The sequence below is a fragment of the Paraburkholderia sp. RL17-337-BIB-A genome (assembly GCF_046025895.1).
Taxonomy (GTDB): Bacteria; Pseudomonadota; Gammaproteobacteria; order Burkholderiales; family Burkholderiaceae; genus Paraburkholderia; species Paraburkholderia fungorum_C.
On record NZ_JARESY010000001.1, the window covers coordinates 4,395,002 to 4,408,568 of the forward strand.

Annotated in this window: 10 protein-coding genes; 2 read left to right on the top strand and 8 right to left on the bottom strand. The window is 60.9% G+C overall.

Going from position 1 to position 13,567, the window contains the following annotated elements:
* Positions 1 to 150: 150 nt before the first annotated feature.
* The 5 genes from P0D84_RS19630 to P0D84_RS19650 all read right to left on the bottom strand — a co-directional run bounded on the left by P0D84_RS19630 (position 151) and on the right by P0D84_RS19650 (position 5,820).
* Positions 151 to 1,389 (bottom strand): cation diffusion facilitator family transporter, encoded by a 1,239-nt coding sequence (locus tag P0D84_RS19630; RefSeq protein ID WP_408339086.1) that lies wholly within the window; start codon positions 1,387 to 1,389, stop codon positions 151 to 153.
* A gap of 257 nt (positions 1,390 to 1,646) precedes the next feature.
* Positions 1,647 to 1,949: an H-NS histone family protein gene (locus P0D84_RS19635; RefSeq protein ID WP_054037926.1), complete on the bottom strand. Its 303-nt coding sequence runs from the start codon at positions 1,947 to 1,949 to the stop codon at positions 1,647 to 1,649.
* A gap of 396 nt (positions 1,950 to 2,345) precedes the next feature.
* Positions 2,346 to 3,008, bottom strand: coding sequence for a HugZ family pyridoxamine 5'-phosphate oxidase (locus P0D84_RS19640; RefSeq protein WP_408339088.1), 663 nt, complete (start codon positions 3,006 to 3,008; stop codon positions 2,346 to 2,348).
* A 169-nt stretch (positions 3,009 to 3,177) separates the two neighbouring features.
* Positions 3,178 to 4,494 carry an IS701 family transposase gene (locus tag P0D84_RS19645; protein ID WP_408339090.1) on the bottom strand — a complete coding sequence of 439 codons (1,317 nt, stop codon included), beginning with the start codon at positions 4,492 to 4,494 and terminating at the stop codon, positions 3,178 to 3,180.
* A gap of 222 nt (positions 4,495 to 4,716) precedes the next feature.
* Complete coding sequence (locus P0D84_RS19650; protein WP_408339092.1) at positions 4,717 to 5,820, bottom strand: IS5 family transposase; 1,104 nt, start codon at positions 5,818 to 5,820, stop codon at positions 4,717 to 4,719.
* A 303-nt stretch (positions 5,821 to 6,123) separates the two neighbouring features.
* Between P0D84_RS19650 and P0D84_RS19655 the strand changes: the two genes are divergently transcribed.
* Positions 6,124 to 7,335 carry an MFS transporter gene (locus tag P0D84_RS19655; RefSeq protein ID WP_408339094.1) on the top strand — a complete coding sequence of 404 codons (1,212 nt, stop codon included), beginning with the start codon at positions 6,124 to 6,126 and terminating at the stop codon, positions 7,333 to 7,335.
* Between the two features lie 254 nt (positions 7,336 to 7,589).
* On the top strand, positions 7,590 to 9,323 hold the full coding sequence (locus P0D84_RS19660) for a collagen-like triple helix repeat-containing protein (protein ID WP_408339096.1): 1,734 nt from the start codon (positions 7,590 to 7,592) through the stop codon (positions 9,321 to 9,323).
* A gap of 139 nt (positions 9,324 to 9,462) precedes the next feature.
* Here the strand turns inward: P0D84_RS19660 and P0D84_RS19665 are convergent, their stop codons facing one another.
* The 3 genes from P0D84_RS19665 to P0D84_RS19675 all read right to left on the bottom strand — a co-directional run bounded on the left by P0D84_RS19665 (position 9,463) and on the right by P0D84_RS19675 (position 13,302).
* Entirely contained in the window at positions 9,463 to 10,479 is a 1,017-nt protein-coding gene (locus P0D84_RS19665) for a cupin-like domain-containing protein (RefSeq protein ID WP_408339098.1), read from the bottom strand.
* 140 nt (positions 10,480 to 10,619) lie between these two features.
* Positions 10,620 to 11,765, bottom strand: coding sequence for a branched-chain amino acid ABC transporter substrate-binding protein (locus P0D84_RS19670; protein WP_408339100.1), 1,146 nt, complete (start codon positions 11,763 to 11,765; stop codon positions 10,620 to 10,622).
* A 433-nt stretch (positions 11,766 to 12,198) separates the two neighbouring features.
* A complete protein-coding gene (locus tag P0D84_RS19675) occupies positions 12,199 to 13,302 on the bottom strand; it encodes an NAD(P)H-dependent flavin oxidoreductase (RefSeq protein ID WP_408339102.1) in 1,104 nt (367 codons plus the stop codon).
* Positions 13,303 to 13,567: the final 265 nt, after the last annotated feature.

A 13,567-nucleotide genomic window follows, 5' to 3' on the forward strand; every position in this document is an offset into this window, starting at 1 on the left:
GAGCTGCCTTGATGCTGTGCGGCCTTGCCGAGGTGCCTTGACGCCGAAACGCTGTGACACTGAGAAGCAGTGACGCCCCGCTGCGACGATGTCGAGACTTCGCGACGGTCGACTAACGCATGTCGCCGGTTCGCGTCGCAGGACGTTCGGTCAACCGGCGCTATGCGGTTCCGCTGCCTTCGCGCGAGCGATGCCGCTCCCTGCTTCCATGGCGGAGCCGGATTCGTCCGACAGTGCGTCCAATCCCCGCAGCACACTCAGTTTGCGGGCGCCGAGACGGCGCTTGAGCGCAGCCAGATCGACGCGCGCAAGGCATTGCGCATCGCTTTCGGCAGCGAGCGAGGCCGCCGCCGGCAAGACCACTTCGACATCGAGTCCTACACTCAAGTAGTGAATATTGACCGCGGCGGGCTTCGCGCCACCAGCGGCGAACGCCGCGTCAACTTCGGCAACGATCCGCTCCCGGGTCGGCAGATTGACGGGCGGCCGCGCAACCGCGTCGTTCTCCGGGTCGACGTGGATCAGGGCGTCGAGCACGCGATTGTCGGCCAGCACGCGCAAGCGCGCCGATTCCGCGATGTAGTGCCCTTCCGACACCGAAATCTGCGGGTCGACCAGAATATGCGCATCGACCAGCGCGAAGTCACCCATTTTGCGCGTACGCATTTCATGCACGTCGCGCACGCCGGGCGTCGCAAGCAGCAGCGCGCGCATATCGGCGGAGGCGGCTTCGTCGAGCGCGCGGTCGGATAGATCTTGCAGCGCGTCCCAACCGAACATCCAGCCCATGCGCGCCACCATGAAACCGACGATTGCCGCGGCAATGGGATCGAGCAGGCGCACACCCGCGAGGCTGCCGATAATGCCAAGCGCCACCACCAATGACGAAGCGGCGTCCGAGCGTGCGTGCCATGCGTTCGCAATCAACATTGCCGAGCGCACGCGTTGCGCTTCGCGCAGCATGTAGCGAAACAGGCTCTCTTTGCAAACCAGCACGAGCACCGCGACCGCGAGCGCGCTCATATGAATGGCGGGGATGCTGTGCAGATCGGCGAGACGCGTGCCGGCGCGCCACAACATACCGACGCCAACTACAATCAGCAGCGCCCCTAAAAATAATGAAGCAACCGTTTCATAGCGGCTATGTCCGTAATTATGGTCCGCATCGGGCTTGGCGCCGCTATGCCGATTAGCGATTAGCACGACAAAATCGGAAATCAGATCGGCTAACGAATGGATACCGTCGGCGATCAACGCCTGCGAATGGGCAAACAGGCCGATGACGATTTGCAGCGTCATCAGCACCGTATTGAGCGCAATACTGACAAAGGTACTTTTGCGCGCGACGCGGTGTTTCTCGGCAAACTGGACGGCGGTGGTCGAAGGCATTGCTGAAACGAAGTGAGTAGTTCAATGCCTGCATTCTACCGGGCGCATCTCGATATACGCCGGGTAGACCACAAAAAATCCTTTTAAATCATCTGCTTATCGAAACAAAAAGCATTCGCATTCCAGTTTCATGGAGCGCGTGCGGCAAAGCGTCACCACAATTTGTATAGACAATAAAAAACCGCGCCCTGGAACGGTACGCGGTTTTTTCTGACACCAGCGGGCGCTATCAGCGCCCCTGATTGCCCCTATTGGTATTACTTCTGGATCAGAAACTTCTCGCGATCCAGACCTGCGATCCAGCGCGGCGGCTTGCCGCGGCCCGACCACGTGCTGCCGCTATCCGGGTCACGATACTTCGGCGCGACGCCTGCACGCGGACGACCAGCCTTAGCAGCTTTGGCGCCACGGCCACCGCCGAGTTCAGTCAGCGAAATGCCGTAATCGGCCATTTTCTGCTTGATCTCATTCAACACTTCTGCGTATTCGCGCGACTTTGCTTCTTCGATCTGCTTTTCGAGCTTCTCGCGCTGGGCGAGTAGTTCCTTGTAGGACGACATAGGTTCCCTTTGTGGTTTGGATAAATGACTGCGGGTCTTAAGCCAGCTTGCCCTTTGAAGGTGTTCATGCCTCGGAATTTGATGGCGAGATTAACACAAAATAGAAAGACTACAAAAGCGCTCTCGTAAAATTAATCTCAATTCGTTTCAAAAAATTTCAGGCAGGTACGATGTTACGCCGAACCCCTTTCAACGCCTATTTCGTATTTTGCTGAAAAACGTGGTCGCGGATCAGTAATTATGAGATTAACTATCAAAAAATGAAATTTAAGATAGAAAGCTGGCACCAACATCTCATCCCATGAAAGCTTCAAGATGAAACCTCGGCGGCTATTAGGACACCTGCACTGCATTGTTATTGCGGCATGAGTGTTTTCCCGAAACAGCAATCCAAACTTAATTAGTGTGGCGCTGGAGGCAATCCTCGAGCGTTTCACGCAAGGTTTCGGTATTGAGTTTGGCGTCATCAAAGGCAAAACGGGTGCGCGCGCCGTCCACCTTCAGATCGGCACCATATCGATCGACGCCGAGCAATTCGAGTCTTCTGGTGCTGGAGGAATGTGCGGCGAAGTGTTCAATCAGTGCGTTTTCTTCTTCGACGCCGAGTGACGGCAATGGATCGAGTTCGGCGCCCGCGAGCCAGCCCATCGCGCCGAAGCCGCCGATGTAGCGCAGCCGTTCGAGTCTCATCGTCCAGAAGGTGAAATCGCCGAGCACCAGGTATCGTTCCGCGTCCGGGTGATAGCGCAGATAGCGCTGCACGAGGCCGGGGCTCGAATCGACCTGTTCGAAGATGCCGAGCAAGGTAACGCGCTGGCCGCTCAATACGTCGCCATCCGGTGCGTCCACCACGAGAAAGCCGGCGCGCTGGTCGGCATGCAGGTTGTGCGTATGCTCGGCGAGCCGGCTCACGAGGATCGTCGGGCGGTGCTGCGGGTCCGGTGCAAACGGCAGCACCGAAGGATAAGGAAAACCTTCCGGCTGACGCGCGTGGGTTGCGAGCGTACCGGTAGCGGCACTATGCAGCAGATGCAGCGGAGCGTGAGCGGGAATGTTCAAGTGCGCGTTCCTCGATGGATGAGCTGCGGATGCCGGGCTGCAAATTGGTAATACAAACACCTAATCTTACTGTGTCAAATAACTAGTTGCGCAGTCTATTGCTGTATAGGAAGAGTGCCATCGTTGCATGAGCCGTAGTCCGAGCAGGATACGCAACGTGGTAATGGAATCAGGAACGTGACGTTGTGCGCGCTGGACTGCCCCGGGGGATGTAATCTGGGGGAAGGGCAGGCAGCGCGCGTTCGGAGAAGTTTTTTTTATCGCGTCCATCTGATCGCATCCTCAGGCGCTGAGCCATGAGAAATCCGTATGCCGCGATACTCAGCGTGGCGTGGTGGTGAAAGCCACGCCAACCTCGTCCTTCATAATGACCGAGCCCGAACTCCTGTTTCAGGTCCTGATAGTCGCGCTCGATGCGCCAGCGCATTTTGGTCACAAATACGATCTGTTCAAGTGTCGCCTCTTGCGGGGCGGTAGAGAGAAAGTATTTGAGCGGCTCCGTATCGCCATCAGGCCATTCAATGAGCAGCCACTCTTCGTCGCGCACAGTACTTCGCTCATCGTCGCGATGTGCGGGACGAACCCGTACGGCGGCAAAGCGTGAGCAAAGTACCGCGTTGCTGCCTTCGCGCCAGGTCACGGTTTGCCAGGTGTTCACGGGTAATTGCATGGCCAGTTCCTTCACCGCGAGCGGTTCATGGCCGGGCGCACGGCGCAACAATGTCGGTGGCTTGCCGCGCCCGCTCCAGGGCTTGGGCGGAAGTGGCGCCGTACCGGGTGCCCATACAGAGGTGCCCGGCCGGATCCCTACCGCGTACAACAAACCCAGTTCGGTTACGCCATCCCGGAAAGCAGTTTCGTCGCCGTACCCAGCATCGGCCAGCACGATGCCCGGTGCAACGCCGGATGCTATAGCCTCGCGAAGTTGGACCAGCGCAATCTGCGGCTTGGTCTCGAAAGCCAGATCGTCGGGAATGCCGGCACGACGGGCACGTTCCCGGTCGTCAATCCATTCCTTGGGGACATACAACTGCCAGGCAATCGGCAGGCTGCCGCGTTGCGTCGCGATCGACAGGCTCACGGCGACCTGACAGTTGTCCTGTTTCCCAAGCTGTCCGCAATACTGACGCGCCACCCCGACCGAATGACGCCCCTTCTTTGGAAAACCTGTGTCGTCAATAATCCAGTAGTAGCCGGTTTCTTCAGAAGCGTGAGCGCCTAATGCGGGCATCACCCAATCGCGTACCCGCTGCAAGAGTGCCCGGTCAGACCATTCTGCCTTGGCCACAAAGTGGTGGAGGGACTGGTGCTTCGCACTCGCGTGAAGTGGGTCAATATGCGCGGCCATCGGCTCGACGCTCTTGCGTGACAACGGCAACACCAGGCCCGAACAGTAGCCCTTGAGCCCGGCATGGCGATCGGCGTGCCCTAACGCCTGCGTCAGATGGTTCAGATAGGCATCAAATTCATCGACATTCTCTGTCATCGCGATCGCCCGAAGTCTGTATTATTCAATACTACCAGGTATCGATTCGGCGTAAATACTTTTTGACACAGTAAGACTAACAGGCTGCGGAAATACCCGAAGCAATCACGAGCGGCTTTCCTCCCGAAGGGGAAGCCGGAGTCGTTTTTGCACCATCCGGGAATTGATTGGCCGATCCCGTCTCTGGTGGCTAGTCGGTGCCGTTTTTAGCCCCGATTTAGCTTATTGCGCCTCCTGCGCACGGATTTGTCCCAAGGTGCGCATACGAACCAGGTTGTACGCCGCCATCGTCAGCACAAACATCTGATCCACTTTCTTCAGGCCGCGCACCATCACCTGACGCATGCCCCCAACGGTCTTGGCCCAGCCGAATCCCTGCTCGATCAGTTTGCGCTTTTGCTGCGAGATGGCGTAGCCCACACTTTGCGCAATCGCCTCCGGCACCGCCGAATGGCGTCCCGACTTGTTCTGCGTCACATGCGGCGTGACCTTCATGTCCACACAGGCTTGCACGAAGTCCTGGGCATCGTAACCCTTGTCAGCTCCGAGCGTGATCTCACGCGCCGGGTCATCGAGCGCCTGTCTGGCATCGTTAATCATGACCCGCGCAGCTTCGCGCTCGGCATAACCATCAGCGATCGTCACCACGGCGTTGGCCACCAGACCGTGGCGGTTGTCGCTCAAGGTATGGCCCATGTAGCGCAATTCACTGGCCGTGCCGCCTTTACGATAGAGTCGCGCATCAACATCGGTCTTCGACTCATGGGTGTCGTTGCTGCGCTTCTCGCCTTTGAAGTTGCCCCCATCGCCATTGGCTTGGTCGTCATCGTCACGGCGCACAAAGCTCTTATGGCCGGCCCAGGCCTGGATCAGCGTACCGTCAACGCTGAAGTGTTCGCCTGATAGCCAGGCCTTCTGCTGTGCAATGGCCAGCACCTCATTGAAGAACTCGATGACCGCGTCATGTTTAATCAGTCGTTCCCGGTTCTTGGTGAACACGGTCGGCACCCATACGCTATCGTCCATCGACAGCCCAATGAACCAGCGAAACAGCAGGTTATATTGGACCTGCTCCATCAACTGTCGCTCGGAGCGCACGCTGTAGAGCACTTGCAACAGCATCGCCCGCAGCAGTTTCTCCGGCGCAATGCTGGGCCGCCCGCCCTTGATGTCGGCCTCATACATGCGGGCAAACAACGGCTCCATCTTCGCCAGCGCAGCATTGGCCATCTTGCGAATCGCGCGCAGCGGGTGACTCGCGGGAACAAAGTCTTCCAGCTTGTGCATCGTGAACAGGCTCTCGGTGAAGGTATCGGCGCCGCGCATCATCTCTCAGGGTTAGGGCTTCATCACAATAACGTTTCAGTCGTCTCATCCGCTGACTCATCGGCGTCGGTATTTCCGCAGCCTGCTAAGGCAAGAGAGGCCACAGACCCGCGGTTGAATCAGCAACACCCCGGCGACAGTGCAGCGCACTGCCGCTGAGCCGCCCCGCCTCTTTCGCGTGCAGCCGAACAATCGTAAGCGTTGGACCAATTCGCGCCAAGCATAAGACAGCGTGCTTCGTTAGAATCAGCAATTCCGCTTTCAACGCGCTTTCTCCCGCGTTCTCTCTCCCACGAGATTTCAGTGTCCGATCGTTCTTCCGAATTCGCCACCCTCCCCGCTGCTCATCGCGATCTCTCCAGCACCGCACGGCAGCGTGCCCGCATCGCCACGATGGCGGTGTTCTTCATCGCCGGCATGATGTACGCGTCGTGGGGAGTGCACGTGCCGACCGTGCGCGACCGCTTCCACCTGAATGCGGCGATGCTGTCATTCGCGCTGCTGGCCGTGGCCGGTGGCTCGATCGGCGCCATGGCGGCGAATGCTTCGTGGATTGCGCGGGTCGGCACGCGCCGCGCCTGTCTGACAGGCGGTCTGGTCATGGCGGTGTGTGCGGCGCTGATCCTGATCGTGCCGGCTTACTGGATGCTGCTGATCGTATTGGCCGTCTTCGGCGCGGGCATGGCTACGCTCGACGTCGCGATGAACGCGGAAGCCAGCGCTGTCGAGAAAGCGCTCGGCAAGCCGATCATGTCGTCACTGCACGGCATGTTCAGCGTCGGCGGCATGTTCGGCGCGGCGGTGGGCGGCGCCTTGCTGGCGCGCGGCATGGCGCCGGCGCTGCATCTCGCCTTGGCTGGGGCAGTCAGCGCGCTGGTGCTGATCGCGGCCTGTCCTTCCGTGCTGCCCCACGTGCCGCATGCCGATCATCCTGACGCGGCCACGCCACGCGCCAACCGCTGGCGCTCGCCTGCCTTGTGGGCGCTCGGCGCGATGGCACTTGTCGCGCTGATCGCCGAAGGCGCGATGTACGACTGGGCCACCGTCTATATGCGCGACGTCGTGCTGTCCACGCCTGCCCTCGCGAGCGCGGCCTACGCGGCGTTTTCGGCCGGCATGGCAGCGGCACGTTTTGCCGGCGACGCCGTGCGTGCCCGTTTCGGCGCACCGCAACTGGTGATGGCAAGCGCATCGCTTGCCTGCGCGGGCATGGTCGGCGCACTGCTGCTGCCGCATCCGGTCGCCGCGCTGCTTGGCTTCACGCTCATGGGTCTCGGGCTCGCGAACATGATGCCCGTGCTGTTCGCGGCAGCGGCGAGCGTCAAGGGTATTCACGCGGCCGAAGGGCTCGCGCATGTCGCCGGGCTGGCGTACTTTGGGCTGCTGCTTGGGCCGGTGATCATCGGCGCGGTGACGCAGGTGACCAGTTTGCCGATCGGCTTGTCCGTGGTGGCCGTGTGCGCGGCGCTGATCGCGATCGCGGGTCCGAAGGTGCTGCGGCGTTTGAAGATCTGACGCAGACGCACGCTGCTGTATCGGCGGGCGCCCTGCCATACGAAAACCCGCAACCTTACGTTACGTTACGCGAGGTCTGCACGCTGATGTGCTCCTCGGCACATCGGCGGGATCAAGCCTTTGACTACATCGGGCGATCACGCATAACCCATTGATTAGTAATAATTTATTCGACGGATTGGCCATGCAAACACAAATGGCATAGGCCTTGCAGTTAGCTCCTCAGCAATTTCTAAATTACGGGGGAGCGGACCATGAATCGCAATTTCAAACTGTCGGCAATCGCCATGTGCGTGTCGTCGATGATCTTACTGACCGGATGCGGCAGCACGTTGACCAGGCCTGGTCTCGGTAGCGGTGGGGGCGGCGGCACTCCGACGCCTACCCCAACGCCGACTCCGACTCCGACTCCGACTCCGACTCCGACGCCGACTCCGACGCCAACTCCAACTCCGACACCCACGCCAACCAGCGCGAATCCGATCGGTGTGGTCGTCCAAAACACCGGCAATGTGATCACCGCAACCGGCCAAACGGTCTCCGCGGTCGGCAGCCAGATCGGTCTCACGCCGATCCCCGGCGCGAACCCGGCCACTACTACTGCGCTCGGCAACGTCGTCTCGAACCTCGGCGCCCGCGTCACTGCAGTCGGTACGGGTGTCGCGAACGGCCTCGGCCAGCTCGGCAATTCCAAAGATCCGCTTGGCACGACGCTGGCGAGCAGCGACAACCTGATTTATGACGCAGGCCAAGCCATCAACAGCGCCAGCCAACTGGTGATGAGTCTCGGCAGCGGCCCCACCGCGCCCCTCAGTCCGCTGACCACGCCGCTCGGCAGCGCAGTCTCGACGGTCGGCAATGCAGTCAGCGGCCTTGGCACGCAACTAAGCTCGCAGCTGACGAACGGCACCATCCAGCAAGTCACGCAAACTGTCAGCACCTCGATCACGCCGATCACAAGCACGCTCGCCCAAACGACCCAAACCGTCGGCGACACGACCGGTCTCGGCGCACCGCTGAACGGTCTGCTGTCCACCATCGGTCATGGCCTCGACAGCGCGGGCAGCCAGGTCGGCAGCGCGACCGGCAATCCGATCGGCCAGAACCTCGGCAATGTCGTGACCAAGCTCGGCGACACCGTCACCTCCGCCGGCGGCCTGCTGACTGCGGGCGGTTCGAGCAGCGGCAACCCGCTCGACGGGCTCACGGGCATCCTGAATCCGGGCGGGAACGGCGGCACTGCGGGCACTCCGCTGGGCGGCACTCCGCTGGGCGGCACTCCGCTCGCGCCGTTGACCGGCATTCTCACCGCCTTGCCCAGCACCTTGAGCGGCGGCCTGACCGGCGGCAGCGGCTCGGGCAGTCGGCTTGCGCCATTGACTAGCATCCTCGGCACCGTGACCGGCAGTCTTGGCGGTATCGGCGGCGGAAGCAGTTCGGACAGCCCACTTGCACCACTCTCCGGCGTCCTCGGCACGGTGACCGGCGGTCTTGGCGGCATCGGCGGCAGCAGCAGTTCGGGCAGCCCGCTTGCATCACTCTCCGGCGTCCTCAGCACCGTGACCGGCGGCCTCGGCGGAATCAGCGGCGGCGGCAGCAGTTCGGGCAGCCCGCTTGCACCACTCACCGGCGTCCTCAGCACGGTGACCGGCAGCCTCGGCGGTATCGGCGGCGGCGGTAGCAGCTCGGGCAGCCCGCTTGCACCGCTGACAGGCGTGGTGAGTTCGGTCACCGGCGCATTGAGCGGCGCAACCGGCAGCAGCGGCAACCCGCTTGCACCGGTGACGACGATGGTGTCGTCGCTGACAGGCGCACTCGGCTCGGCTGCGGGTTCGGGTAGCGCCGGTGGTGCCAGCAACCCGCTGGCGCCAATCACCGGCCTGCTGGGCACAGTCACCGGCGCATTGACCGGTACGGCGACCTCGGCAGGCGGCTCGACAGGCGGCGGCCTGCTCGGCGGCCTAGGCGGTCTGGCGGCAAAGAAGTGACGAAGACGAATAACGACAGCAAATAACAGCGCGGCAAACAAGCGCCGAAGGGAGTGGCGAGCCGGGTCAACCGGCTCGCCGTTTATTTATCGCCGCAACGAGAGACGGGATCGAAAGCGCCCGCGCATCGATCGGCTTATTAAAGTTCGTGATACGTGACGTAATTACGCGAGAAGTCGTTACGCTGAAGAAAATTCGTGTACGTCATCGTTACCGATGCATCGAGTCCCTCCACGTAATGCCACCAGCCGATCGGCAGAAACAGCAATTCACCGGCTGCGAGCGTGCATTCGATCAAATGCGCATCGCGCATCGACGGGAACCGTTCGTAGTCGATCGCACTGCCATCCACCTGCGAAAAGCAATGCAGATAGTTCGCCATATGAGGCGTATCGGACAAGGGCACCATCTTGATCTGCTTGCGGCCGATTACCTGCGCCATGAAGTTATTGGTCAGATCATGGTGAAACGGCGTCTTCGTTCCAGCCGGCCCCATCCAGAAAAAGCCGGTATCGGGCGATCCGGCGTCAAGATATTCGCCAATGGTCGGCACATCGGGCCATAACGCGGCGAGTGCCGCGCGATTGTGCGAGGTGTTATTAGCGGTCATGTAGAAATCGTTTGTCGGGCCGCTGCGCTCGACGAGATCGACATAATCGGCAAAGCGCATCATCCGTTTGAGCTTCGGCTGATTGATTTCATAATTCGCATCCGACTCGCGGCCGAACTGCACTTCGACCTCGCAATCGCCGCAACGCTCGCGAAAGTAATCGAAACACCACTGCGTGCGTGCCGGCCAGAAATCGAAAGCGCCGGTGATGATGACCGGCCGGTTCTGAAAGTAGTACTGCTCAAAGAACTCGTCGCGCGATAGACGCTCGCGCCTTTCGATCGCGCCGCTTTGCGCGCGCATGCGATTGAGCGTGCCGTACACCGACAATATCCACTCGCGCTTGCGCAAACGATTGCGCAAGCGCGCTGCTCCCTCAAAGTAAGGACTCGCGAGCGCTGCCTCGATTTCGCGCACGGCCTCGGCAGGGTCGAAACCGTGTCCGACCAGCGCACCATGCACTGCGGGCGGCGGTGCGTCGAGCAACAGATTCTCGGCAATCCAGCGGCGCCAGCCGTTATCGATCGAACGGATCACAGTGGTCACGGCGTTCTCCAAACGAAGTTCTCAAACCCGCTAGCCTCGCACGCAGATGCCCAAAAGAAAAGGCACGCGAGCCTTGCGGCGCGCGTGCCTTTTAACTGCTTGACCGAAGACAAACAAAGCTGTCTTCGGTCATGCGGTTTTTACATCTTCACTACGTCGAGCAGCGTCTTCTTGCCGCCCTTATAGTTGTACAGCGAGATCACGCCGTGCTGAAGGTCGCCCTTCGAGTCGAACGTGGTTTCGCCGATCACACCCTTGTAGTCGGTCGCCGGCATGGCTGCCAGGATCTTCGCCGGATCGGTCGAGTTCGAACGCTTCATAGCGTCGACGATGATGTACACAGCGTCATACGTGAACGGAGCGTAGATCTGGATCGGCTGACCGAAACGCTTCTGATACTTGGCGAGGAACGCCGGGCCGCCAGCCATCTTCTCGAGCGCCATACCGGCTTCCGAGCAGACGATGTTGTCGGTTGCGTCGCCAGCCAGGTCGGACAGCTTATCCGTACACACGCCGTCGCCAGCCAGCACCTTCGCGCGCAGGCCAAGTTGCTTGGCTTGCTTGGCGAACGGGCCGCCGGTGGCGTCCATGCCGCCGTACATGATCGCGTCCGGGTTTTCGCCCTTGATCTTCGTCAGAATCGCGCGGAAGTCGACAGCCTTGTCGTTCGTCGCGTCATGCGACATCACGTTCAGGCCCAGCGACTTGGCGGTCTTTTCGAATTCGTTGGCAAGGCCCTGGCCGTATGCGGTCGAGTCGTCGACGATCGCGACGCTCTTCATCTTCATGGTCTTGGCTGCGTAGTTAGCCAGTGCCGGACCTTGTTGCGCATCGGTTGCCACGACACGGTACGTCGTCTTGAAACCTTGTTGCGTGTACGCCGGGTTCGTTGCCGACGGCGAGATCTGCACGATGCCAGCATCGCTATAGATCTTCGAAGCCGGGATCGAAGTGCCCGAGTTCAAGTGGCCGACCACGGCGACAACCTTGTCGTCGACCAGCTTCTGCGCGACTTGAGTTGCCGTGCGCGGGTCAGCTGCATCGTCTTGTGCGTCGAGTTGCAGCGTGATTTTCTGGCCGCCGATCGTCAGGCCCTTGGCATTGATTTCCTCAACCGCCAGACGCGCGCCGTTTTCGTTGTCTTTACCCAGGTGAGCAATACCGCCAGTCAGCGGTGCCACGTGACCGATCTTGACGACCGTGTCGGCTGCCGCCGAAGTTGCCAACGTTGCGAACAGCATCGCCGCAGCGCTGATCGGCAACAACTTTTGAATCTTGATGTTCATGTAAGTCTCCAGTTTCGGTCCCAAAAACAACGTAATCGCCCTGTGCCCCCGCTTCCCTACACGTGTCGCTCAGTCCCGTGGACGACCACGCCGGTTGCATCGTTCATGCACTTGGCCAGCACGTTCGCCAACCTGTTTGTGGCAGGCGGTAAACCGTACTTGCGCGCAAGTGTAGGCCATCAAATTAAATTGTGGGACTTTTTTGAGGAAGTGGGATGAACACTAATAGCGTTTATCCAACAGCGTCCGATTCCGGCTGGACAGAGAGGCTGGAAAACGCCATCCCATGCGGGTTTCCGCCAGGTAGGCGTTTCATCTGACAGCACCGGCCTAAAGCTTTTAGCGTGTTAAACCGTTAATGGTTCGAATAGACTTTGGATTTAAAAACAGCGCGATCCCGGATCGCTGCGAGGCGCGCCTGAGCCGCGCTGAATCAACCTTTGATCGCGGCGATCCTTGCAACCACAGCATGCCATTCCTGATCGAGTTGCCCGACCAGTTCCGCCGCGCCGAGGCCTTCGCGACGCGCGCGGCCAAGCGGTGCGCCCTGGCCGGACCAGAGAGACAGATAGTCGCCGTTATTCGCGCGGCTTGCGGTTTGGCGCAGTTCCTGAGTCAACGCGTTTTGCACCGGATAAGGCGCGACCTTGTGCGCCGACTCGCTCAAATGCTGCATCAACGGATTGCGTATGCCGCGCGCATGACGGCCGGTGATCGCGCGTGTTACGGACGTCGACGTGTCGGACATCGCACGTACGCGGGTTTTCCATGCCTGCGGTATCGCACTCTCGAAACAGGTGAGGAACGCGGTGCCCATCATGGCGGCTTGCGCGCCGAGCGCGAGCGCGGCGACGATGCCGCGCCCGTCCATGATGCCGCCGGCGGCCAGCACCGGCAGACCGGTCGCATCGACGAGTTGCGGCACGAGCGCCATGGTGCCGACCAACGCGTCCTCGAATGCGCCGATGAAGGTGCCGCGATGCGCGCCCGCCTCCGCGCCTTGCGCGGCGATTGCGTCGGCACCCGCATCGCGCCACGCGGCACCCTCGGCGACATGCGTCGCGGTGCCTATTACATACAGGCCGTTCGCATGCAGACGGGCGATGTCTTCGACAGCGAGCAGTCCGAACGTGAAGCTCGCCACCGGCACGCGCAATTCGATCAGCGTTTCCAGTTGCGCGCGAAAATCCGGCGCATAGCGTTCGAGCAGCTGCCCGGGCGGCAAACCGAGCTCGGCGCGCAATGGATCGATTGCTTCGAGCGCGTGGCGCACGGTGGCTTCGTCCGGCGCGGCCGGCTCGAGTACAAACAGGTTCACGCCGAAGGGGCGATCCGTCAGCGCGCGAATCGCCGCGACTTCACTCGCGATCTTCTCGGGCGATAGCGCGGCGGCGGCCAGAAAGCCGAGACCGCCGGCGTTCGATACCGCGGCGACCATCGCCGGCGTCGTCGCGCCGCCGGCCATCGGCGCCTGCACGACCGGCACCCGCAACTCGAAGCGCGCCGCGAACGGCGTCACAAAACTGCCTTCACTCATGATCGATTCTCCTTCCGACAATGCGCTCGCAGCATCGGCGAGCCGAGACTCTGGACTGTATCGAGCCTGGCGCGCGCGGAGAAATGAATTATCGAGAATGTTTCAATCGCCTTACGAGATTGTTGCTGCGCGACGAGCTTCGTCAGGCCTCGCGTGACCCCGCTGCAAGGCGCTTCTTTTGGTGGCACACTGACCGCCCGCTTCAGGCATTCGGCCCTCTGGCATTCATTCAGACCGACCCCGCGTATCAACTCACTCGTAAATG

Bases quoted from the DNA above. Each gene is read 5' to 3' on its own strand.
- P0D84_RS19630 (WP_408339086.1), bottom strand. From the start codon at position 1,389: ATGCCTTCGACCACCGCCGTCCAGTTTGCCGAGAAACACCGCGTCGCG.
- P0D84_RS19635 (WP_054037926.1), bottom strand. From the start codon at position 1,949: ATGTCGTCCTACAAGGAACTACTCGCCCAGCGCGAGAAGCTCGAAAAG.
- P0D84_RS19645 (WP_408339090.1), bottom strand. From the start codon at position 4,494: ATGACAGAGAATGTCGATGAATTTGATGCCTATCTGAACCATCTGACG.
- P0D84_RS19650 (WP_408339092.1), bottom strand. From the start codon at position 5,820: ATGCGCGGCGCCGATACCTTCACCGAGAGCCTGTTCACGATGCACAAG.
- P0D84_RS19660 (WP_408339096.1), top strand. From the start codon at position 7,590: ATGAATCGCAATTTCAAACTGTCGGCAATCGCCATGTGCGTGTCGTCG.
- P0D84_RS19670 (WP_408339100.1), bottom strand. From the start codon at position 11,765: ATGAACATCAAGATTCAAAAGTTGTTGCCGATCAGCGCTGCGGCGATG.
- P0D84_RS19675 (WP_408339102.1), bottom strand. From the start codon at position 13,302: ATGAGTGAAGGCAGTTTTGTGACGCCGTTCGCGGCGCGCTTCGAGTTG.